General features: G+C 42.5%; 16 protein-coding genes. 9 read left to right on the forward strand and 7 right to left on the reverse strand.

The window, feature by feature from the left end:
- The first annotated feature begins 1,172 nt into the window (after positions 1-1,172).
- From nudB to J8L98_RS21350, 4 genes are all read left to right on the forward strand, one after another.
- Entirely contained in the window at positions 1,173-1,622 is a 450-nt protein-coding gene (gene nudB / locus J8L98_RS21335) for a dihydroneopterin triphosphate diphosphatase (RefSeq protein ID WP_210998115.1), read from the forward strand.
- A gap of 69 nt (positions 1,623-1,691) precedes the next feature.
- Positions 1,692-1,877 carry a hypothetical protein gene (locus J8L98_RS21340; RefSeq protein ID WP_210998116.1) on the forward strand — a complete coding sequence of 62 codons (186 nt, stop codon included), beginning with the start codon at positions 1,692-1,694 and terminating at the stop codon, positions 1,875-1,877.
- 187 nt (positions 1,878-2,064) lie between these two features.
- Positions 2,065-3,018 carry a slipin family protein gene (locus J8L98_RS21345; RefSeq protein WP_210998117.1) on the forward strand — a complete coding sequence of 318 codons (954 nt, stop codon included), beginning with the start codon at positions 2,065-2,067 and terminating at the stop codon, positions 3,016-3,018.
- 5 nt (positions 3,019-3,023) lie between these two features.
- A complete protein-coding gene (locus tag J8L98_RS21350; protein WP_192509969.1) occupies positions 3,024-3,479 on the forward strand; it encodes an NfeD family protein in 456 nt (151 codons plus the stop codon).
- A gap of 127 nt (positions 3,480-3,606) precedes the next feature.
- Here the strand turns inward: J8L98_RS21350 and J8L98_RS21355 are convergent, their stop codons facing one another.
- Positions 3,607-4,680, reverse strand: a complete 1,074-nt coding sequence (locus J8L98_RS21355; protein WP_192509968.1) for an SGNH/GDSL hydrolase family protein — start codon at positions 4,678-4,680, stop codon at positions 3,607-3,609.
- A 174-nt stretch (positions 4,681-4,854) separates the two neighbouring features.
- Here J8L98_RS21355 and J8L98_RS21360 point away from each other — a divergent pair, with 174 nt between their 5' ends.
- The 3 genes from J8L98_RS21360 to J8L98_RS21370 all read left to right on the forward strand — a co-directional run bounded on the left by J8L98_RS21360 (position 4,855) and on the right by J8L98_RS21370 (position 8,982).
- Complete coding sequence (locus tag J8L98_RS21360) at positions 4,855-5,541, forward strand: response regulator transcription factor (protein ID WP_192509967.1); 687 nt, start codon at positions 4,855-4,857, stop codon at positions 5,539-5,541.
- Entirely contained in the window at positions 5,534-6,883 is a 1,350-nt protein-coding gene (locus J8L98_RS21365; RefSeq protein WP_210998118.1) for a sensor histidine kinase, read from the forward strand. Before J8L98_RS21360 ends, J8L98_RS21365 begins: the two co-directional genes overlap by 8 nt.
- A 95-nt stretch (positions 6,884-6,978) precedes the next feature.
- The gene (locus J8L98_RS21370) at positions 6,979-8,982 is read left to right on the forward strand and encodes a TonB-dependent receptor (protein WP_210998119.1); all 2,004 of its coding nucleotides are present in this window, start codon (positions 6,979-6,981) and stop codon (positions 8,980-8,982) included.
- Positions 8,983-9,140: 158 nt separating this feature from the next.
- Here the strand turns inward: J8L98_RS21370 and J8L98_RS21375 are convergent, their stop codons facing one another.
- The 4 genes from J8L98_RS21375 to J8L98_RS21390 form a co-directional block, all read right to left on the reverse strand.
- Positions 9,141-11,876 carry an Ig-like domain-containing protein gene (locus J8L98_RS21375; RefSeq protein ID WP_210998120.1) on the reverse strand — a complete coding sequence of 912 codons (2,736 nt, stop codon included), beginning with the start codon at positions 11,874-11,876 and terminating at the stop codon, positions 9,141-9,143.
- Positions 11,877-11,952: 76 nt separating this feature from the next.
- On the reverse strand, positions 11,953-14,595 hold the full coding sequence (locus J8L98_RS21380; protein ID WP_210998121.1) for a glycosyl hydrolase family 18 protein: 2,643 nt from the start codon (positions 14,593-14,595) through the stop codon (positions 11,953-11,955).
- Between the two features lie 82 nt (positions 14,596-14,677).
- Entirely contained in the window at positions 14,678-16,270 is a 1,593-nt protein-coding gene (locus tag J8L98_RS21385; protein WP_210998122.1) for a lytic polysaccharide monooxygenase, read from the reverse strand.
- A gap of 69 nt (positions 16,271-16,339) precedes the next feature.
- Positions 16,340-19,501, reverse strand: a complete 3,162-nt coding sequence (locus J8L98_RS21390) for a glycosyl hydrolase family 18 protein (RefSeq protein WP_210998123.1) — start codon at positions 19,499-19,501, stop codon at positions 16,340-16,342.
- A gap of 468 nt (positions 19,502-19,969) precedes the next feature.
- On the opposite strand from J8L98_RS21390, the gene J8L98_RS21395 reads away from it, so the two are divergent.
- Entirely contained in the window at positions 19,970-20,473 is a 504-nt protein-coding gene (locus J8L98_RS21395; RefSeq protein WP_210998124.1) for a DM13 domain-containing protein, read from the forward strand.
- Positions 20,474-20,560: 87 nt separating this feature from the next.
- On the opposite strand, the gene ahpF is transcribed toward J8L98_RS21395, so the two are convergent.
- Both ahpF and ahpC read right to left on the reverse strand, forming a co-directional pair.
- On the reverse strand, positions 20,561-22,132 hold the full coding sequence (gene ahpF, locus J8L98_RS21400) for an alkyl hydroperoxide reductase subunit F (protein ID WP_210998125.1): 1,572 nt from the start codon (positions 22,130-22,132) through the stop codon (positions 20,561-20,563).
- 66 nt (positions 22,133-22,198) lie between these two features.
- A complete protein-coding gene (gene ahpC, locus J8L98_RS21405; protein ID WP_192509958.1) occupies positions 22,199-22,768 on the reverse strand; it encodes an alkyl hydroperoxide reductase subunit C in 570 nt (189 codons plus the stop codon).
- Positions 22,769-23,052: 284 nt separating this feature from the next.
- On the opposite strand from ahpC, the gene J8L98_RS21410 reads away from it, so the two are divergent.
- Complete coding sequence (locus J8L98_RS21410; RefSeq protein ID WP_210998126.1) at positions 23,053-23,478, forward strand: DUF3429 domain-containing protein; 426 nt, start codon at positions 23,053-23,055, stop codon at positions 23,476-23,478.
- The last annotated feature ends 1 nt before the right edge of the window (position 23,479 follow it).

The following is a 23,479-nucleotide window of genomic DNA, read 5'->3' on the forward strand; positions in this document are numbered from 1 at the left end:
CATCAGTTCCAATATACACATGGACCCTGACCTACGTCAGGGCGACGAAGAAGTGTTGAGCTTGTGGAAGATGAATGAGTGTTGAGCTTGTGCGAGACGAGTAGATGCTGAACTTGTGTGAGACGAATGAGTGCAGAACTTGTGTGAAACGAATGAGTGCAGAACTTGTGTGAAACGAATGAGTGTTGAGCTTGTGCGAGACGAGTAGATGCTAAACTTGAATGTTTCAACAATAAAGGGCATGCCAAAGCCTAGTTCACCCACGTCGTCTTCCTGAACTTGATTCAGGATCCACGCACATCAGTTCCAATATACACATGGACCCTGACCTACGTCAGGGCGACGAATGAGTGCAGAACTTCAGTGAGACGAAGAAGCGTTGAACTTGGGTTAGACGAATGAGTGTTGATCTTGAATCGAGTTGGAGGGAATAAACACATTGACACGCTGCTTCCACTTAACTTCCATTAAGTGCGCTAAAGTCACAAAACAATAAAAAGGCCCATCCATGAGCCTACATACTATAGGAAAAGTAATGCGCTTACTCTCATAATGAGTGTTGCTACGTTACAGCCGCAACTGTAGTAATAAATTATGGAACAATCATGAAGAACACGATGTTTATCGTAAAAACAGTATCCAAAACCAACGAAATACTTTCGATATGTTTCCAAGTTTATGCATTAATACAAGTAATTTACATTTACACATCAAAGAATTTTCCAAGGTGTTTGAAAGAAAATCTTTAAAAGGCATAAAAACATATGGTTAGCTGTACTTAAAACAAGCAAAAAACAATTTCATGATAATTAACAGTACAAAAAACAGCACAATAGGTTAACAAATAAACACACAATTAAAATAATTGATTATTTTTGTTTACAACTCATCATCATTAATTTAGCATGTGTCCCACATTAAGGGCATATTTCTCTAGGCACTTAGTGAACTTCAATGAGTAGAGTTTTAGTCAACAAGGACGTTGGCTGGTTTTTATCTTCCTTAGCACACTTTAAAGGGTGTAGTTATGTTTGGCAGGCCTATGGCCTGCTTTTTTTTACCCTGTTCACCTAAAGAAAGCCGTTAACTGGCTCTCCAACAATCATGTAAAGTTTACCCTTCTTAGATATTTTTAAGGTAAACTGAGCTAAATCTCTACATGGTCCTCAATAATGACGCTTCGCAAGCCTTATTCTGTCTTAGTCGTGATCTACAATACAAACAACGAATTTTTATTGATCCGTCGTACCGACGACCCTACTTTTTGGCAATCTGTAACTGGAGGAATTGATGAACATGAAACACCAACACAAACTGCGTATAGAGAGCTCAAAGAAGAAACAGGCATTGATGCGCTAAAACTCGGAATAGATATTTATAACCATAATAAAACAAATAATTACGAAATAAGACAGTGCTGGAGACATCGCTATATTAGCAATGCCACAATAAATACAGAGTACGTATTTAGCATCTGTGTGCCCATAGCAACCCCTATTGTACTCGACCCAAACGAACATACCGCTTATCAATGGTTGCCACAATCAAACGCCGCTGAACTGGCTTGGTCCGACAGTAACAAACAAGAAATTTTAGCGATTACGTTTAACCCTAAAAACTAAATAATCCTTGTTTTCATAAATAAATTACGTTATCAATATAAGCTCTATACCGATATAAAGGACTGAACGATGAAATTATCTTTAAATAAAAAAAATATAAAAACACTCACAAACGATAAGACACAATTACCACAAGAAGCAACCATGCTCATTGGCGGCGCAGGTAAACATTCGGGTCCAACTTTATGTACTGCAATTGGCTTAAATGCCGTTAACTCTCGCCCGTCTAACTGTACAGCTAATACACATAACTAAAAACTCATAGGGCATTTATACTGATAATGCCCTATTCTATTTACATGCTCTGTAACCACGACCCAACACACAACTAAAGTTGGCGTTTCAAACTGCCAATGGTAACGTAAACTCTCGGTATTACTCACGTTCAGTCATTCTATAATTTTCAACTGAACATACACTCGATAACATATAAGGGAACATTATGGATCCAGTCTCGCAAATATTTAACCTTCTTTTTAATATAGAAGTTGCACTACTTATTTTTGTCATCATCGTTTTAAAAAGCGGTATAAAATTCGTTCCTCAAAATAAAGCATGGGTCGTTGAACGATTTGGTAAATATCAATCAACAAAAGAAGCTGGGCTTAACTTTATCGTGCCATTTATTGACCGCATTTCTGCAGATAGAAGTTTAAAAGAACAAGCCGTCGACGTGCCTTCTCAATCAGCAATAACCAAAGACAATATTTCTCTTATTGTGGATGGTGTGCTCTACTTTCGCGTATTAGACCCATATAAAGCAACTTACGGGGTAGATGACTACATTTTTGCCGTCACGCAACTTGCGCAAACAACGATGCGTAGTGAGTTAGGTAAAATGGAGCTAGACAAAACATTTGAAGAACGAGATTTACTCAATACCAATATTGTGTCAGCCATTAACTCAGCATCAGAGCCTTGGGGAATTCAGGTACTACGTTATGAAATAAAAGACATTGTGCCACCTCAATCAGTTATGGAAGCAATGGAAGCGCAAATGAAAGCTGAACGTGTCAAACGTGCACAAATATTAGAATCTGAAGGTGATAGACAATCTGCCATCAACGTCGCTGAAGGTAAAAAGCAAGCACAAGTTTTAGCAGCTGAAGCTGATAAAACGGAGCAAATCCTCACCGCTGAAGGTGAAGCTCAAGCTATTATTGCCGTTGCCGATGCACAAGCCGCTGCGTTACGTAAAGTAGGTGAAGCCGCAGATACAGAACAAGGTCAAAAAGCCATACAGCTCGACTTGGCGACCAAAGCCATTGCTGCAAAAGAAGCCATTGCTAAAGAGTCTTCTGTGGTATTGCTACCAGAAAACGGCACTGATGCCAGTTCACTTGTTGCTCAAGGCATGTCAATCATCAATAGCCTTAATAGCAAACAAAAGGGGTAAGTTGTATGAGCTACTTTATTGAGAATACTGCACAAGCATTAGTCATTCTAGGAATTCTGGCTTTGATCATCGAAGTAGCTGTACTGGGTTTTGCCACTTTTGTATTGCTGTTTCTGGGGCTCTCTTTGGTGTTTTCTGGCGGTATGATGTATGCAGGTTTACTCGAACCCAACTGGCTTAATGCGTTGTGGGTTAACGCCATACTGACTTTTGGTTTTGCACTGTTATTGTGGAAACCGCTAAAGCGTATGCAAGAGAATGTTGACAGTAAGCAAGTTAACAGTGATTTTGCTGATATTGAATTCACGTTAGAGCATGAATTAAACCATGAAGCTAACGTACAGCACGCTTATTCAGGTATTCAGTGGCAGTTAAAATCTGAAAACCCCATTTCAAAAGGGACTGCGGTGCGAGTAACTAAAAAAGAAGTGGGTGTATTGTGGGTAGAACCAAAACCTTAATTTAAATGTGCTCATTCCCCGATAAGTAAAAATGCGGCGCGTGTACGAAAAAGGGACGTACATGCTTGCCGCATCTGTTATATAGCACTCGATGCTATGCCACAGCTAATCTTGTGAACAAAAAAACCTACAGTAACTCTTTGTCATGAATAAACTTTACTAATTCTGACGCTATTTGTTGATGTTCGGCTTTTGTTGGATGCCAAATACAGCCACTCAGTTGAGAATTAAAGCTATGAGAATATAGATTCGACTCCCCTTGCTGCTGCAACCGTTTAATGGCTTGTTCTGTAGATGAAATAATCACATCATATGGATAGGCAGGACGTGGCATAAATACAATTGTTCGATCTGGATAACGACTACGCAACGTACCTACAAAGCTCACCATTTCATCTACCCATGCTTGTTGCACCTGCGTTATATCATCCCATGGTTCATGAGGTTGAGGGTCTGTGCTAAAGTCATTAGTACCCACTTCTACAACAATCAAGTCAGGATACGTATCTTGATAGAGTTTATTCGTGCCGTATACGCCACCCGCTCTGTCATAATAATACGCTAAATCATGGTGAGTTTGGTTGCCGGCCCAATTACGAATAAGGCCCAAACCAGAAAAAGAGACTTGAGTAAAACTGGTATTCAACGCCTTCGATGTCACATAAGGAAACGCCAGACGAGCATTGCTGGTTTCAACCACTTCACTCCAAGTACATTGGCGTTTATTTGATTCACTGCCAAACCCCGCACTGATTGAATCTCCAATATAGAGAATATGCTTTTGGTTTTGCCACACGCCCTCTAAACGGCCGTCAACATTAAAACTATGAATTGTGGCAAACTCATCATAATTTTCAGTTCTTTTTACCACCTCAACCAACACTTCACTGGCAGTTTCTTGACTAAATAACTCAAAAGACTGTGGTTGACCTGAATAGTCTGTCACTATTTTTTTATGAAAACGACCATTAACCAATATATCAAATTGATCGCCATAACCCGTCAATTCAATGTCGATACTGCGACCTATTAACTTGGTTTTAAAATAACTACCAGGCCAATTAAATTGGACTTGTCCACTGTCATAACTTTTAACAATACGCCCTTCATATTGAACGGCATAATGGGTTGCTTGTAATGACTGAGCTTGTACGGTCGCCGCAATACCCAGCGCTAATAAACTAGAAATTACCTTATACATGTTGTTGTTCCTTTATTGCATTCGGAACTAGTTAACTTAGTTTTCACACGAACAATTCGCAAGCCTTACCAACTTGATTTTTATTGAATTTCAATTATCTGAAACCGACTGTTGATTGCACCCGAACAATGCACGTAAAATACAATCATTATTATTTAGATAGGCAATTGTATCGTGTCAGCCCCTATTTTGGTTATTGAAGATGATCCTTTATTAAATCAGCAAGTGTGTGCATTACTCGAAAAACGAGGATTTAACGTAACCTGTGTCCATGATGGAGAGCAGGGTTTAACGCAAGCATTAGCACATGATTATGAACTCATCATTCTCGATATTAGGCTCCCCATCATAGAGGGTTATGAGGTACTGTCACAATTACGTAAATGTAAACAAACCCCAGTACTGATTTTATCAGCATGCGGTGCTGAACAAGATAGAATTAAAGGCCTAAGTATGGGCGCTGATGATTACTTACCTAAACCCTTCAATATTGAAGAGTTAATACTGCGTGTTGAAGCAATTTTACGTCGCTCGCAACACACAGAAAAAAACCCCAATAATTATGTTCTTAAAACAAATGGGCTATCACTGAACAAACGTCAGCTTCATGCCCAATTTAACGACGTACACATTGAAATGACCGCCATACAATTTAAGCTGCTTTGGCACCTCGCTGAACATGCCGGTGAAGCGCTCAGTAAGCCTTACTTATACCAACAAGTGTTAGAACGTCAGTTCAGTCGCTACGACCGCAGTCTCGATATGCACCTTAGTCGGCTTAGAAAAAAGCTCATTGCCGTCGGTATGAGTGCTGAATCAATCACCACATTACATGGCCGGGGTTACTCTTTTAATGCGTAATCCGTTAAAAACACATTCTTTTTTTACAAAACTGTGTCTGCTCATTATTGCCGGCGCGGTTTCTCTTTTTTGGCTCATCGACGTACTGGCCAGTTACACTGAAATTAAAATGAGTCAACTTGAAATGCGCCATCAAAACACGCTACGACATTACGGTCAGCATGCCGAAAAGCTATATTTGGCTGGTGACTTAGAAACACTGAAACAGTACATAGACACAATTGAGCAAAATGAAAATACATGGGCTGCCGTGGTGCAAAAACAAGTCACGCCCGTGGCAAACAGCACGCTTACTCCCTTATTTAGCGACCATATTTCTCTTGGCCGCGATGTCTCTTGGAAAATACACTTATACTTTAACTACAATCCCATTATGGACGTGCCTTTTGCCGATAAAAAAACACACTTTCTTATTCAACTCCCAGCCCATATGCGACCGGGAGACTATTGGAAGCTCGCATACTTAACCTTGCAGTTTATTTTGCCCATGATCTTTTTAGCCGGATTTTGCATCCTCATATATCGCGCAATTATGGTGCCTTTAAAACAACTAGAACATGCCACGCAAGACTTTGCAGCGGGTAAACTCGGTACACGTATCAGTGATAAAATTTCAACTACCGACAGTGAATTTAAGAAAATAGCCGCAACATTTGATCAAATGGCTGACTGTATTGAACATACCATCGAATCTCAAAGGCAGTTTATTGCTGATTTCTCCCATGAAATCCGTACCCCCATTGCGAGAGTCGAAACCGCTTTGAATTGTGCGGAGCATGCTATAGAAACACAGAATATGTTAGCCCGAATTCGCAAAGACTGCACTGCCATGCGTACACTCGCCGAAGATACATTGACACTCACTTGGTTAGAAAATGAATCAGCCACAATGCGTCAAGATATTGATCTGGATACTTTTGATTTAATCGACCTCATTGATAGCATTATTGAAGATGTGCAATTTGAAGCACCCCACATAAAATTTTTCACACACTGTGCGAGCAGCTTAAAAATACACAGTAATAGTCGCATTTTGGGCCAAGTTATTGAAAACCTGTTAAGAAACGCCAGCCGCTACGCAAAAAGCCACATCACGGTAACCATGCCCAACCCGCATGAAATACACATTACAGATGATGGGTGCGGCGTTCCAAACGATGCATTAGACGATATATTTAAGCCATTTTATCGCGTAACTTCAGCACAAAAGAGCAATGGTTTTGGGCTTGGGTTAGCACTGTGTAAACGTCACATACACCACCTAGGTGGTCATATTTCGGCTCACAATCAAGATGCAGGTGGCTTAACCATTTCGATATCGCTCAATAAACTGTCACCGTAAATGTAACAGTTGTAAAAGTCCTTTCGGTTCCCTTATAAACAATGAATAATACACGACATTGATAATTATTCGCATTTACAAAATAGGCAATTCACATGCAGTTCTCTCGCTCTCCTCTTTATATCGCAATGGCAGCTTTATCCACTGCCGCACTTATTAGCACACCAGTACAGGCCGATGAACAGTCAGATAAAATGGAAATCATCGAAGTTCATGGCAAAGTATCTGATGCTGATCAGATCATTGGCCAAGCTCAAATGGCACAACTTCAAGCCAATGACTTAGGCGACATATTTAGAAGCCAAGCCGAAGTTTCAGTGGGTGGTTCAAATCCTATTGCACAAAAGATTTATGTACGTGGCTTAGAAGACACCATGCTAAATGTGTCTATTGACGGTGCTTTGCAAGCGGGTTATTTATTTCACCATCAAGGCCGATTAACCATTGAACCTGAACTCCTTAAGCAGGTCGATATTGTGGCTGGAGCCGGTGATGCAACGTCAGGCTCTGGCGCTCTTGGTGGTGCAATTCGATTTTTAACCAAAGATGCCAGTGACTTACTCTCTGGCGATGAGCAATTTGGTGGTAATGTTAAGCTTGGCTACTATGGTAATAGCGAAGGTTTTAAAGCCAGTCTCACCGCCTACGGTCATATTAATGATAATTGGTCTGGCTTAGTAACCGTGCTAAAACGCGATACTGAAGACATGGAAGATGGCAAGGGCAACACCATTGCTTACACCGCATCAGAGCAAGAAGTTGGGTTTGCAAAAATCAGCGGTGAATTGAGTGATACCCAAACCATTTCAGCCAGTTATGATATGCGCCAAGACAACGGCACACGTTTACTTCGTGCACATTGGCACCCAAGTAGAAAGAACTTTGCACTACCACAAGAAAGTGAGCGTACAACCAGTACCGTAAATTATACGTATAATCCTGGTTCAGAGTTACTTAATGTGCACCTGAACGTATTTAACACTGAAAATTTTATTACACACGACCACCCGCTTCATCAAGGTGTTAATAATACCTATCATGCAGTATATGATTCTACTGGTTTTGATTTACGTAATACCGCACAGCTGAGCAATACCAAGATTGTTGCAGGGGTTGATTACCGTTCAGATGAAGCAAAACTACAAAACATCGGCACTAAATCTGAAACGGAAGGCCTTGAAAAAGGTAAAGTGTTCGGACTCTATGTGCAAAATTACATCGACGTTACTGAGCAATTTCAGATCAGTACAGGGTTACGTTACGATAACTACGAGCTCGTTGATGACAATAGCGTAACCATGAATTCGAATGGTTTTAGCCCTAACATCAATATGAGCTATGCCATTACTGAGGCGTTTTCACTAAATGCTGGTTTCGCACAAGCACTGCGCGGCCAAAAAGTAAAAGAGCTCTTTGTACTGGGCTATTACGACAACGATATCAATTTAAAAGAAGAACAAGCTAACAACTTTGAAGTGGGTTTCAAATATTTAGGCGACCGCTTAACCGTCACGGGTAATGTGTTTGATTCAACGATCACAGATGCCGTTTCAACCTTAAAAAATCACGGTACCATTGAGCATACCCTGCTAACTAATGTGGGTGACATTGAAAATAACGGTTTCAATCTACAATCTCGTTACCGTTTTGACAGTATGAGCGTAAATTTAAGCTATAACCACAGTAAACCTAAATGGGAAAACCATGTCAACCCAGCTCTGAGTGGCGCAGCCATTAGCGACCAAGACTGGTCAATTGGTACTAGCTCTGGTGATACTTTAACAGCCGGTATTAATTACACCGTCTCAGACGATTTAGAAGTGAGCTGGAATAGCCGCTTTGTAAAGCGATTAACCAATTCTGGTGTGAATGTGTGGAGCAACCAAGCCTTGCCAGAAAAAGCTGGCTATGCTGCTCATGACTTGCAAGCAACCTGGTATGTCATGGGAAGCGAAGAGCTGGTAGTTGAAGCCGCAGTCAAAAATATCTTTGATAAGTTTTACTATGACCACGCGACCTATGCAGCACTTGGCCCTGTTGACTCAGGTGTCGCAGAGCCAGGCCGTGACGCACGTGTAACACTGGTTTGGAAGTTTTAACCTATATAGTTGAACCAACAAGTAACACAAGTGTCATAATTAATGAAACTACTTGTTGTTAATAAAAGCGCAGTGTTTATGACACTGCGCTTTTTCTTTGCCTAAAACAACTTATGTTTGCTTGTTCCAGTAAATATCACACTATATATCTGTATAACTTAGTTACATTTATCCAGTTTTTTCCAAACATTCCATTGTGAAGAGTAGTTCGCCGGGTTTTGGTTACGCGTCCACCACTTTGCTTGGTAAGTAAAACCATCATGACTTACTTTATTACCCGCAGTGTATACTGAGCTCGCTTGCCAAGCAGGAGTATCACAGCCAGTTGGTTTTGCGGTAACGCTAAAACGGTGTGTTTCAGATTGTGTCGCAAGACCTAATGAATCAGTCGCGACCGCATATACACTATAATTACCAACACTTGGTACTGTTACCGTAGCCTCATAAGGTGCCTGTGCACGCTTTATTTGTGTACCATTCACAAAATAGACAACGTGCTGTAAGTCTCCATCAACATCTGAGGCATTTACTTGCAAAGTTACCGTACTGCCCTGCTCAAACACACTGCCATTATGCGGTGACAGTAAACTAACACTGGGTGCAGTTGGCACAGGTTCCGCGCCTTTGACCGTCACGTTAACAGATACAAGTTCTGATTTGGCTTGCTTATCATCAACCGCTTCGGCGCTTAAACGATAGGTGCCTGCTGCCTCAGGTTGCCAGTTAAAGCTAAAAGGTGCGGTACTTAACGAGGTCAATAAGGTGCCATTAACACTAACTTTAACGTGTTTCACTTGGCCATCGATATCATTTGCAGCTAGGTTTACGGCAACATTGTCGCCTATCGTCACAGTACTATTCGTATCTGGGCTTACAAATCGTATAGTCGGCGCTTTATTTGGCTGCTCTGTGTCTGAACCACACTCTAATCCTTTTTTCCATACACCCCATGCATTAGCATTGGTTGCAGGACTTTGGTCACGGTTCCACCATTTAGCGGTATATTCAAACCCTTCAAAGGCCACTTTATTGCCTTGTGTATACACTTGGCCTGCTCGCCACTGTGCCGTATTACAATCACTTGGGTTAATTAAGTTGAATACCACAGCAGGTGCATTAACAGTCAGCCCTTCATTATCGGTGACTGTCGCTGTGACGACATACTCACCTTTCGTGTTACTTTGAAATTGTGTTGTATAAGGTGCTGAAGTCAGAGTTTTATAAACCTGACCATTTACGCTGAATACCACTTTTGACACTTCACCATACTCGTCCTCTGCGAGTGCTTTTAGCTCGATATTCGTACCCACAATATGGCGGCTGTTGTTAACTGGGCTAGTGATATCAATGGTTGGCGCTTTATTGTCGGTGCAGGCAAACACTCCTACTTTACTAAACGCATCCCCTACCGCTTGGATATCATAACCAAAGTCTTTTGCGGCATCGGTGACGCCACACGCTAACGACTCATAATTACCATTATAAACCCAATAATTTTTATTGGCATGAAGCATCACTTCATAGGCTTTTTTCACACCCCAGTTCTCAGTCGTAGAGAGTAAGTAAAAAGCACGGTTGAACACCCCAGAGCTATAATGAACATCTAAGCCACTTTTGTATTCACTGGCATGATCAATAGAACGGCCATCTTTACTTGGCATATCTAAATAACGCATCGCATCAAGGTTTTTAAAAATACGAGCGCCAATTTTCCAGTCAACTACACAGCTGCCATCAGCTTGCTCGCTCAGATAACATTCCAACGCTTCAGATGTCATATCTGAAAAAGACTCGTTAACGCCACCAGATTGTGCACTATATACAAGTTTTGAGTTTTGATGTGTCACACCGTGTGCAACCTCATGGGCAATAACACCTAAGGAAGTAAATGGATATACACGATGATCACCATCGCCAAACGTGACTTCTTTACCATTCCAAAACGCATTTAAGTAGTCTTGTCGATAATGAATACGCATCACCAAGTCACTATTCAAAGCACGACTATCAAACCATTCATGAAACATATCTATGGTTGCTTGACCATAAAATACCGCATCATTGAGTGGTGAATATGCGCCATTGATGGCTTTGTGGGTATTTTCAAAACAAGGGAATTCAAAAGTATGGGTATTCGTTGTACCGTGCTCCATATCGATAACGCGGATATCGCGATCTTTCATTGCACAGTGACCATTCCCTAAGTCGGTCGCATTAAATTTGGCTTTTGACTCACCAAAATAATATTTGCCTGTTTTTTCATTACCACCCGGCCCCATGCCGATTTTTGCGTGTGCCAACGTCTCTGTTTGACTTAATACTTCACCCGTGCCCGCATCAATTACAAATTCAGGACGTGTTGGGTGTTCCAGTGTTTCTGCATAAAACGTAACAATATAGGCAAGACGAAAACCATCTTTATACGGGTAAACAACCAGCTCTGCGTGTTCATCATTGGTAAACTGTATATTCGCCACATTTTGACGACCATACTCAATGGCCTGCGACTCGTCAAAGCTCGGAGCAGTCACGTCAACATAGACATTTTCAACCACGCTGCCACTCACTGACTTAATTGTACCTTGGCGATGATTTAGTGCGCCTACATAGTTTTCAGCGTCATGATGAGTGACAACTTCACCACCGTACACACGCACGCCGCGATAATGTTGACTGCGGCGGATGTGTTTGCCATCTGCTGAGCGCTGATGCGCTTTAAATTGTAACGACGTTTCATTATTACCCTGAGTAGAGAACTGGCTTTGCTGAGGTGAAAAAACATCCATAAGCTTTTGCTTTAATTCTACATTTGTATGTATCTGCGTAGCTTGACTGGCATAAAGCGGGAAACTACTGGCAGCAACCAGTAGCGCGATTGGGGTTAGTTTGAACATAATGATCTCTATAATTTTTGTTTTTGTAAAAAGGGCCTCCTTGCCCCAATCGTGTGTTAGTTAAATAGACTTTAGGTTATAGCTTGCGCCACACAGCATTGCTGCCCGGTGTTTGGCCTCGTGTCCACCAGCGTGCTTGGTATTTAATGCCATTGTGCTTTACTTGATCGCCACCGGTGTAGACTAAATCACTGCGCCAGTCACGAACCGTGCCGTCATCAGGAATGATCTCTTGCCATACACCGCCGTTACTTGGCACAGCGCCTTTGGTCCACCAACGCGCTTTATATTGCACGCCGTTATACCAAACGATGTTGCCACCCACATACACGGTGTTTGCATTCCATGTTGTTTTATCTGGCTCCGGTGTAGGATCTGGCGTAGTTTCTGTATTTTTCACCGTCACGCTAAACTTACGCTCAACCGTATTCACCCCATCAGAGACTGAAACAGCGCCTGTTACACGTTGATCTTGTTCTACTTCTGAGGTGGTCAATACCACTTCACTGCCTGAGCCGACAATGCTATGACCTAGTACTTGCCAGCTATAGCTCAATGACTTTCCTTCTGGGTCAGAAGCCACCACGCTCAGTGCAACTTCACTGTTTTCATCCACAACAATGTCTGTAACTTCTGCCACACTCGGCGCTTTATTTTCTACGACAGGTGCACTCACCATTACTTTGACCGATGCAGTTACATCATTAACTCCATCAGATACCGTTAAATTCACGGTATAGACGACATCTTTTGTGGTCTCTGGCGCTGTAATAACGAGTGTTTCATTATTAGCAGTCAAAGTTAACGCACTGTCTCCCTGCCAAAGGTAAGTCAGAGGCTTTGCTTCTGGATCTGTTGCTGTCGCAACAAGTTGAACCGTCTCACCTGATGCAACCGTTACTTCGTTAATTAACTCAAGCGTTGGCGCATGGTTTTTAGGAGGAACTGGCGTTGATTTTCCGGCAAGACCTTCATGCATCGCATTTAATATGTCACCGTTGTCTGCATCAATTTCCCACGCAAATAAGCCACCTAGATTGTGCTCACGTACATATCGGCCTTTTGCTTGTACTGAGCGTGGGCTATCATACGTTACCAATGTGCCTTTTTGCTGATTCCACACATATGCGGCTTGTGCTTGCTCGTCATAGCCAACCTCAAAACCGTTCACGCCCTGCTCATTTGCACCAATCATATGAGACTTGAGCCCCTTATAATCAATCACGCCCGCTTCCCACACGCCCTGAGACGTTGAACCACGTAATTTACCGTTAGCTGGTGCTGTCATTGGGTTGCCTGCAATAGTCGCATTTTCAGGTTTCACCCCTTCCCAACCACGGCCATACATAGCAGCACCTATTACTAGCTTTTCGCTTGGCACGCCTTGTTCAAGCAACAACTTAACCGCATTGTCTAATGTATAAGCAGGCCCTTTGCGCGGCTCACCGTTTTCATCTACACCTGTGCCATTACATTCATTTGCTGATAGATGCGACCCGCAATAAATACCTGTTTGATGCCCAGTTACGTTGTTCCAACCACCATGAAAGTCATACGTCATCGCAAAAATGTAATCCATATATTGCGCAGCTTGTTGATAATCAACGTCTTCAATTTTGTCCCATCCAGAACCAATCGCAGAGGTTAATTCATATTCACGGCCAGTTTTCGCTTCAAGATCATCAAGCATAATGCGCAGCTCTTTCATCAGTGTCACATAAACTTCACCATCTTTGTCACTGCCTAAGTTCGGATTAGCGCCATCTCCGCCAGGGAATTCCCAATCAACATCAATCCCATCATAAAACTTCCAAGTGGTTAAGAATTCGCGCATCGACTTAACGAACGTGTCACGGTTGGCTTTATTGTCAAAGTCAAAGAACGGATCTGATAACGTCCAGCCCCCGACAGAAGGTAAGATTTTTAAGTCTGGATTACGCTGCTTTAACGCCATCAGCTGTGCGTAGGTACCACGAATTGGATCACTACTGCTTACACCTGGCAGTGCTTTTTGTACTGCTGCCCATGGGTCGTGAATCACTACTTCGTAATCTTCGGACCCCCCACATGCCAGATTTAATGCACGTAGGCTGTTACCGTTTTCAATTTCAGCCAGTGACTCATTTGGGCCACAAATTGGAATAAAACCATAGAGTAAATGGGTTAAGTTATCAGCTGGGATTTGCGTCACATCGAACTTACGACCATAAATGCCCCACTCTACAAAATATGCACCAACCACCGTATTAGGATCAGTATCAAACTGTTTATTATTTGGGTTAACATTTAATGGTAATGGTGCTAAATGACCTCCGTCAGTATCGGCAATCACAATCGGCTTAGTGGCACTTTTTACACACCCTGTTTCATCACACAGTGCAATTTGCAGTTGATGACGACCCGATTTTTTATACGGGAAGCTGATCACGCCACTTTTAGAACCTGGAGATAACTGACCTTCATTGACCAGTTCATTATCGAAATAAACCTGATAGCTATCACCACCTTTACCAGACCAAGCGTTCCACTCAATTTGAATGTTTACTTCTTCTTTTGCTTGAATAAGTTGTTTGTATGATCCACGACCATAAATATTCACGTCCACAAAGGAGTAATTTTGTGGCTTCCACGTGATACTGGGTGTTGATGGTGCTGCTACGGTACTTGAACTTGCCAGCGCAGCCCCAACAGCAACCGCTGAGAGTAAATATTTAAACATAGTTTTTCCTATAGTATGTTGTTTTGGTATTTATTATTTAATGCTTTTTTAACGCAATGAAATTTAATGTTTTATAAGGTGGTTATAGTTTCTGCCACACCGCATTGCTGCCTGGCTGCTGGCCTCGAGTCCACCAGCGCGCTTTGTACTTCTGGCTTTGAAAGGTCACAATGCTGCCCCCTTGATAAGCCGTACTTGTATTCCACGCATTGCTGCTATCGTCAGTTGTCACTAATTGCCACGCTTGGCTTTGATCTGGTCGCTGGCCTTTTACCCACCACTTAGCTCGATAGGTTTTGCCGTTATAAACCGCAGTATCACCAGCGGTATAAACTTTATTTGCTTGCCACGTGTCACCCTCTGGCGGTGTGGGTGGCGTTGGCGGGGTTACCTTGTTGGTAACAGTGATATGAAGTGGCACCGTTTTACTTAACAGGCCATCAGATACCGTAACCTGCCCGGTGTACTCAGTGTCTGCAGCCACGTCAGGTGCGCTGACTGTGATTGTTGAACCAGCGCCTGTATAGCTCAGCGCATTGGGCAACTGCCAGTCAAAAGTCAGCGTGCTTTGCTCATCGTCAAAGGCATGAACATGCAAGTGCTTACTGGTATTTTCTTCTAACGTTAATGGCTGTGGCGTATGTACTGTCGGCGCGGTATTAACGGGCTTTTTTACCACACTTAAGTTATAGCTATGCGCTGTGTCACGAACAAAGACCTGATTTGATGCCAGGTTTTGATGATCGAACGTCACATCACCTGATGCTGACTTAATACCAATTTGAATCAAATCTGGGTTATCTTGCACAACTTGCTGAGCCAATTGCATCGCCCAATCTAATGACTGCTCTGTTACTTTAAATTGCTGTTGAATTAGCTCTTGTCCGTTAGCATCAAACAGACGCAGCCATACTGTGTCACCTACTAATGCGTCTTGCCCCTGCTTTACGTAAAAACCAGCTGAGTGCCAAATGACCGGATCAGGCGTGCTATCTGTGCGTTCGATTGTAATATCACTACAGTTGTAGAACCCTTCTCCGACTACATCGTCTCTTTGCCAGCGGCTATATAAGATTGCATCACCTTTAAACTGCTCAGGTATAGCAACCGTCATTTCATAATATCTTTTACCATCTGGGGCCATAAAAAATGCCACATTGCCATGCTCTTGCACCAACTCAAGCTGATCCCAACGTAATGACTCTGTGCTGATCGCAGTCCCTGGTTTGGTTAAATAAAATTGCCAAAAACTGGGATTATGTGGTGTAGTGGCGCGATATCGGACTTTTATATCTCCGTTGCTATTTGGCTTAACCACCGTGCGCTGCCAGTCAGCAGAAGCGATATTCATACCGGCTTTATTGGCATCGCCAGCGGCGCATAACTTGCCATTTGGCACTGCCGCTTCAACCGCAGTTTGATTATTAAAATCTGCCACGTTCGCTGCAAATTCATGCCTTTGAATAAACTGCACATGATCGCTTTTCACAAAGGCAGCTCTGCATGCCGCATTTGGAATATTGCTACCATCTTTTGGCCACCAAAAACCCCCTTGCTCTTGGCAAATGGTTTGCCGTGCTTTCGGGCTATCCATATATCCGTGGCCGTGCACCTGCGGTATAGCAGCCACAGTGATCCCCAGCGCCACCGCTGTTAGTGTTAATTGTTGTTTCATAAGTTTCCCTAGGGCCGCCAGCGGCCCTTGAATTAGACTGTGTGTTTTTCGCTCTCTAAACTAGGGTGGTTAAATATCACACAGCTTTTGCCACGCACCGCCATCAGACGGTGCGCTATTGGTCCACCACTTCGCCTTAAATACAGCTTGGTTGTGAATGATGTGGTCGCCACCTAACGCGTGACTTGGCAGCCCAGCCCAATTAGTACGCGGCCAGTTTGGATAGGTATTAAGCGTTGATACATCAATGCCATTACATTGCTTGTCTGATGGGGGGGTGCCATCGCCGGGATCCGGTGTGTCGTTGCTGGCAATAGGTAGTGCTGGGTACTCGGTAGCAAATGCATATTTTTTGCCGCCTTTTTCAATAACGAAATTTACTGGCCCAGTAATGGGTATGTAGTACATCACTTGCACATTGACTGTTTCGCCTTTTTTGAAAGACTCAAGCTGGCCACCCCATTGGTTTTTTAAGGTGATTGAAAAGCGATGGAATTCTTTTTCAAATCCGCCAATGTTATTACCTGAGGTATTTGAGCTGTCTAATTCAACTTGCATCCCAAGCTTTTTCTGTGCATTCCAATTTGACTTGAAAATAGCAGACGTTGACGTTGGTACGTTGAACGATATTTTTGCCCCCGTTAAGTCGATGTCTGAGTAGTTCGTAAAAGCAAAAGTAGGTCTGATCGGATAGTTTTGGTCACCCACAGGGAAGTCTTTTGCAACAAACCTCACATCGACCGTCGTTTCAGGTGGTGTAAACTGCGAATCCCCTAAGTGCGCTCCATATGCTTTGCCACTTTGATTGAAAGTGTCATACGCCAACGATGTCATCGTCGAGCCCATAAAGTATTCGCCTTTATTGGCATCAAATGCATAGTCACCGGCAAGCTCCCAAAACATCACACCGCCTAAGTCTTTATCAATAACGTACTCTAACTTTGTCTTCATAGACTCAGTATCTTCTATTGATAAGAACACTTTTTTCTGCGCATTCCACAGCCAAGGGGCAACTGCCACATCATCGTAATGACGTTCATATTTACCCGTCATAACATCATCAGGATCAGACTCTGGCGTCAGGCCATAGGTAGCCAAGTAACTGGGTACTATGCCATTTTCCAAATTTTTAGCATGCCATAACGGGTTGCTACCAGCGGCCACTTCTTGACCATTTTCAAGGTCGTGCCATAAGTTATCGATGCCAATCGCGCCGTTACCACATTTGTTTTTGTCGCCAATGCCAGTGCCTTTAGGGCAATCGCTTTGATTTGGCAGCGGTGCACGGCCCCATAAGCCATTCTCCCCACCGTTAACACCTTGAAAACCTCGGGTGTAATACGGCAAACCTATATTAATTCGTCCAGACGGTAATGCGCCTCTGAAATAATTCACCGCCCAATCGGTATTCAAATACCCAATACCACCAAACTCTTTGGTGCCATACACATTCCACACCTTCAACTCTGAATCTTTACCCGTGTCGAATAGCGGTGCATTGTGCCCCACATGGTCGTTCCATGCGCCGTGTAAGTCGTATGACATAATATTCACGAAGTCTAAGTATTGCGCAGTTTGAAAGGTTTCCATCCCGCGTAATAAATAGCCTGATGACGGTGAAGCAATGGTCAACATATAATGCTTGTCATCAGTTTCACCTGCTTTATCAAGGGCCTCACGTAATGCTTTCATCAGTACTTGATAAGATTTATTCAGCCCTGCACGACGTTGGTTGCTGATCTCAAAATCTTCAGGGTGGCCTGAGTCTTTCATTGACGATGGGTATTCGTAATCTACGTCTAAGCCATCAAAGCCATAGGTCCGTAAAAACTCAACGCTACTGGCAACAAATGCGTTAATGCCTGCGTGATTAACACTACCATCTTCATTGGTTGTCATGGTGTAAAAGCCACCACTGGCAATACGCTTACCCGTTTCGTCAAAGAAGCCGCCAGTCTCAGCCCAGCCACCGACAGAGATCATGGTTTTTACGTGAGGATATTGCTGCTTATATTTATTTAGGAGGTTAAAGTGACCCGTATAAGGGAGCGCAGGATCCATCTCAGCACCCGCGACACCCGGCCACGTCATATTGGTTGCCGCATTGTTTTCGGCATTTGGGTTACCAATGCTGATTTCATTTTTGGCGTTAACATGGGCAAATGCATAGTTGATGTGAGTGATTTTATCCCAAGGAATATCTTTAACGAGGTAACTCGGTTGATCATTCTTACCCGTTCTCCAGCTCGTAAAATAACCAATAACACGACGAGGATGATCAACCCCCATTTTTTCGCGTCCTTCACTGTCGTATATATCGCAGTAAGCAGGGGTTACATCAGGCGTTTGATACAAACCGGCAGGACGACAGTTTTCATGGCTATTTGGCTGGTCGCCTTTTTCTTTTACTGTAAATACCCGTTGTACTACTTCTGACTCAGCGCCATGCTCATCAATTGCACTTAACGTAAATACCTGACGGCCGGCTGCTTTCGCTTGCCAATCAAACTGGTGTGTTAATTCCGTCGTTTCAACCAGTATCTCGCCATTAAGACGCAACACTTGCTTGAGTGTATCCTCATCTAAGTCGTTAGCTTGAAGTGTAAAGCCAATGCTAGCGCCAACTTCCAGCTCTGAAGGCAATTGCGCTGCAAGACGCACAGTCGGTGCTTTATTTGTGTCTTTTGGTAAAGTGTTTACTGTCACTTTGCGACTAATTGAACGCCCCGTATCACCATCATTATCCAATGCCACCGCATGAAATTGATGCTCGCCGACCTTTGCCTGCCAAGTAAACAAATACGGCGCACTGTCTAACACTCGTACGAGTTCGTCATCATGATATACCGCTACTTGCTTAACAGAACCATCCAGATCTGTAGCTGAAAACTCAATGATAACGCTGTCATTTTCAACCAAAGTAATATCAGTAGCAGGCTTTAACCAATGCACGCTCGGAATTTTATTTGCCGTCTCTGAAGACGCGCATACCCCCAATTTGCTCCACTCTTGCCACTGACCTGAACGAAGCTTTGGTGAGGCTTTATTCCACCAATTTGCTTTATAAGCAACTTTGTCCTGCTGAACGTGATCACCACTGGTGTAAACGGTGTTTTCTTGCCATTTATCCAGCGGTGCACAATCAATTACTGCAAACGCTGAGCTGCTTAACATGGCAGCCGTTATTGCACTAAATTGAAAAACACGCCTATTTTCGTAGAAATACGACATAAACCCTTCCTAATTTGTATGTTTTTTGTTATTTGCGCTACTAAAAGATTACATATGTACCGATAGCCAGACACGGCGCAGAATTCTACACTTGATAAAACCAACCACAAGGGATTGGTTTAATTTAAAAAACACACAAAAAAGGATTAGAAATAAAATAATCTCAAACTATAAAATATACCGAAACCCATTGTTTTTATTGATTAAAACAACATAATAACAATAATAAAACCTGCTATTAGCACAAATTTCACACTACCAATTGACAAAATCGTGTATTTCAATCGTTACAAAACAAACTAATCAAACCAGTTGAAACTATGACAAAAACACTAGAAAAAATAAAAACTCCCATCATTTATGGTGGCTTATCTATTTTTCCGAAGTGATGCCATAAATAGAACGCACCACTTTGATAGGTGCTTTACGCTATAATCTATAAAATTTATGATGAAAGGCGATCAGTAGATGCGGATATTTAAACTGTCAATATGCGTTATTTTGACTTTTGTGTTGGGGTTCATAAGTGGTATTTATGCCTTACCCATTATCAGTGCACCAAACAGCCCCAGTATGCTAGAACTGGCGACTGCGACGCAACATACAAAATATAAAGGGCAGTTTGTCACTACTTTAAAAGATTCTGACCTGTTGCATTTTGCTAAAGGTGACGTCAGTGTTTCCAATGATAATATCGCCTTTAAAGGCAATATTGCGCCAGGTCCAGATTACCAACTCTATCTAGCGAAACGCTTCATTGAAACTGAAGCTGACTTCCATACATTCAAAGATAGTATGGCACACCTTGGGGACATTAAAACATTCGACTCTTTCATCGTCCCCATTCCCAATGCCATTAATATTGACGAATTTAACACTGTCATTATTTGGTGTGAAAGTTTTGGACAATTTATTTCTGCCGCGCAATATCAGTCAGCACACGCACTACCCGTTGTAAAAAAAGCCATTTAGTTTATTAAAAACCAAATGGCTTTGCATTGCTGGGTGTTGTCAGCAACCTAACAAGCTGACATGCAATGATCTGTAAAAATTAAGTCATTAAGCCGCTTGCTCTGTATTGCCATCATAACGGATAAGATAGTCAAATGCGCCGAGGCTCGCGGTTGCCCCTGCGCCCATGGCAATAATAATCTGTTTAAATGGTGTGGTAGTGACGTCTCCGGCTGCAAAAACGCCCGGCAGTGAAGTTGCGCCTTTAGAGTCAATCTCTATTTCGCCAAACTGACTGAGCTGAACACCAGACTCTTTCAACCACTCACTGTTGGGTACTAAGCCAATTTGAACGAAAATTCCGGCCAATGGAAGTTGATGTTCGCTGCCCGAGTTTCTGTCTGTATAATTCAAGCCAGTTACCCGTTTACCATCGCCAATAACTTGTGTTGTTTGAGCGCTTTTGATAATGGTGACATTCGCTAAGCTGTTGGCTTTTCTTATCAACACTTCATCTGCTCGCAAGGTATCCGCAAATTCTAAAACCGTTACGTGCTCGACAATATTAGCCAAGTCTATCGCCGCTTCAATACCTGAATTTCCCCCGCCAATCACTGCAACAGGTTTACCTTTAAACAATGGACCATCACAATGAGGGCAATATGCGACACCTCGGCCCTTATATTCAGCTTCACCTGGCACATTCATACTGCGCCATCGAGCCCCTGTCGCCAAAACAATCGATTTAGCCTTTAACTGTCCACCATTTTCAAGTTCAATGGTTAATACATCATCTCGGGTAATGTGCTTTGCTCGCTGACCTTTCATAACATCAACATCGTATTGCGTCACATGCTCTTCTAATTGAGCTACCAACTTAGGACCTTCTGTTGCTTTAACAGAGATGAAATTCTCTATGCCTAACGTGTCTGATACTTGGCCACCAAAGCGGTCAGCAACAACGCCGGTATTCAGTCCTTTTCGGGCTGAGTATATTGCGGCCGATGCACCTGCCGGACCACCACCAACAACCAAGACATCAAACACCGCTTTCTCACTGAGCCTCTTTGCTTGTTTTTGTTGTGCGCCACTGTCCACTTTATTGAGAATATCCGTTAAGCCAATAGCGCCTTGTGAAAATAACTCTCCATTCAAATACACTGCTGGGACAGCTAATACATTACGCTCATTGACTTCATCTTGAAATAACGCCCCATCAATCATCGTTGCTGATATTGTTGGGTTTATTGCCGCCATTAGATTCAGCGCTTGCACAACTTGCGGACAAGTTTGACAGCTCAAAGAAATATATATTTCAAAATTGAGTGGCCTATCTAAACTTTGTATCTGTGCGATTTCATCATCTGACGCTTTAGCTGGGTGGCCTCCGGTTTGCAATAGTGCTAATACCAATGAGGTAAATTCATGTCCCATAGGCACCCCAGCGAATTCAATATGGGTATTTTTCGTCGGTGACCGTACAACCATACTCGGCTTACGTATACCATTTTGGTGAGTTTCAATCACAGAGATCTTGTCACTCAATGATGATAAATCATCGCTTAGTACTTTGATTTCTTGTGATTTTTTACTATCATCAAGTGCTATAACCAGTTCAATTGGTGTTTTTATAGCGCTAAAATGGCTTTTTAATTGGTTTTTAATATTTTGGTCTAGCATGCTTGAGATCCTCACAGCAATAAAAATAAAGGGGTGAAGAGACCACCCCAATAAACAGCTTACTCGTTAGATTTTTCCAACTAAGTCAAGTGATGGTGCAAGTGTTTCTTCACCTGGCTGCCAAGATGCTGGGCATACTTCACCATCATGGCTTGCAATGTATTGCGCCGCTTGTACTTTTCGTAGTAACTCTTTTGCGCTGCGACCAATGCCTAAGTCATGCGTTTCAATCACTTTAATTTCACCTTCAGGGTTAATCACGAATGTACCGCGAAGTGCTAACCCTTCTTCTTCAATCATCACACCGAAGTTACGCGTAATACGTCCAGTTGGGTCACCTACCATTGGGAATTTAATTTTTTGAATCGTGTCAGACGTATCGTGCCATGCTTTATGTGTAAAGTGCGTGTCAGTTGATACTGAGAAAACCTCTACACCCATTTCTTGTAGTTGAGCGTAATAATCAGCAACATCACCTAATTCAGTTGGGCAAACAAATGTGAAGTCTGCAGGGTAGAAAAACACAATTGACCATTTTCCAAGTAAGTCTTGCTCGCTCACCTCTACAAAGTCACCATTGTGGTAAGCAGTTGCATTGAAAGGCTTAATTGTTGTATTTATCAAAGAAGTACTCATAGTTAAATTCTCTCTTTTAGTTACTGTTATTCAAGTGGGTTAGCGAACAATAATTAGCGTTACTAACCTTGTTCGCTTTGCTTGGTAACTAAGATAGAGCTTTGTGAGTAACAAATAAAATTGATTGTTTAGATTAACTCAATCGATATTTTGGATGAAATAAAACAACAGTCACCCTTTCGTGCGAAAATACCAATGAAGTAGACAAAACGTACCGTAAGCATTGTGCCTAAGGTATACTGATCACGTACAACATGAATACCTTAAATAATAAAGAGTCAACAATGCACCCATTCATAAACCATATCCAACTTGGCTACTTTGGCCTATTACCCTTTTTGGCTTGCGTGTTTTGGCCGTTGTTGCTAGGTACATCGATCATAGCCATCGACACATTTATCTATTACAGCTTAGGTATATTAGCGTTTATGGCAGGGACATTGTGGCGTGCGGGAGAACAATCTTACACGCACGCAGTGATGGCTGTACTGGTTGTGATCCCGTTTCCTTTGCTCGCACTCTTTAATGCTCCGACAGTACTGGGCTACCTCGCTGTTTCGTATCCTACGCTGTTGGTGTTTGAACGTGGTATGCCCGCTTGGCAAAATTACCATAAGGATTACCACAAGATGCGGTATGTGCTAACCTCTGTGGTATTTGTGTGTCATTTATTTATGTTAGCGCAAAGCGTTGAGTTAACGCGGTTATAGC

The sequence above is a fragment of the Pseudoalteromonas sp. MMG013 genome (assembly GCF_018100885.1).
Classification (GTDB): Bacteria; Pseudomonadota; Gammaproteobacteria; order Enterobacterales; family Alteromonadaceae; genus Pseudoalteromonas; species Pseudoalteromonas aurantia.

What these genes read in the sequence shown, in the direction of transcription:
- J8L98_RS21380 (WP_210998121.1), bottom strand. Translation starts at nt 14,595, where the DNA reads ATGTTTAAATATTTACTCTCAGCGGTTGCTGTTGGGGCTGCGCTGGCA.
- J8L98_RS21340 (WP_210998116.1), top strand. Translation starts at nt 1,692, where the DNA reads ATGAAATTATCTTTAAATAAAAAAAATATAAAAACACTCACAAACGAT.
- ahpC (WP_192509958.1), bottom strand. Translation starts at nt 22,768, where the DNA reads ATGAGTACTTCTTTGATAAATACAACAATTAAGCCTTTCAATGCAACT.
- J8L98_RS21350 (WP_192509969.1), top strand. Translation starts at nt 3,024, where the DNA reads ATGAGCTACTTTATTGAGAATACTGCACAAGCATTAGTCATTCTAGGA.
- J8L98_RS21355 (WP_192509968.1), bottom strand. Translation starts at nt 4,680, where the DNA reads ATGTATAAGGTAATTTCTAGTTTATTAGCGCTGGGTATTGCGGCGACC.
- J8L98_RS21370 (WP_210998119.1), top strand. Translation starts at nt 6,979, where the DNA reads ATGCAGTTCTCTCGCTCTCCTCTTTATATCGCAATGGCAGCTTTATCC.
- J8L98_RS21395 (WP_210998124.1), top strand. Translation starts at nt 19,970, where the DNA reads ATGCGGATATTTAAACTGTCAATATGCGTTATTTTGACTTTTGTGTTG.
- ahpF (WP_210998125.1), bottom strand. Translation starts at nt 22,132, where the DNA reads ATGCTAGACCAAAATATTAAAAACCAATTAAAAAGCCATTTTAGCGCT.
- J8L98_RS21410 (WP_210998126.1), top strand. Translation starts at nt 23,053, where the DNA reads ATGCACCCATTCATAAACCATATCCAACTTGGCTACTTTGGCCTATTA.
- J8L98_RS21375 (WP_210998120.1), bottom strand. Translation starts at nt 11,876, where the DNA reads ATGTTCAAACTAACCCCAATCGCGCTACTGGTTGCTGCCAGTAGTTTC.
- J8L98_RS21345 (WP_210998117.1), top strand. Translation starts at nt 2,065, where the DNA reads ATGGATCCAGTCTCGCAAATATTTAACCTTCTTTTTAATATAGAAGTT.
- J8L98_RS21390 (WP_210998123.1), bottom strand. Translation starts at nt 19,501, where the DNA reads ATGTCGTATTTCTACGAAAATAGGCGTGTTTTTCAATTTAGTGCAATA.
- J8L98_RS21385 (WP_210998122.1), bottom strand. Translation starts at nt 16,270, where the DNA reads ATGAAACAACAATTAACACTAACAGCGGTGGCGCTGGGGATCACTGTG.
- nudB (WP_210998115.1), top strand. Translation starts at nt 1,173, where the DNA reads ATGACGCTTCGCAAGCCTTATTCTGTCTTAGTCGTGATCTACAATACA.
- J8L98_RS21365 (WP_210998118.1), top strand. Translation starts at nt 5,534, where the DNA reads ATGCGTAATCCGTTAAAAACACATTCTTTTTTTACAAAACTGTGTCTG.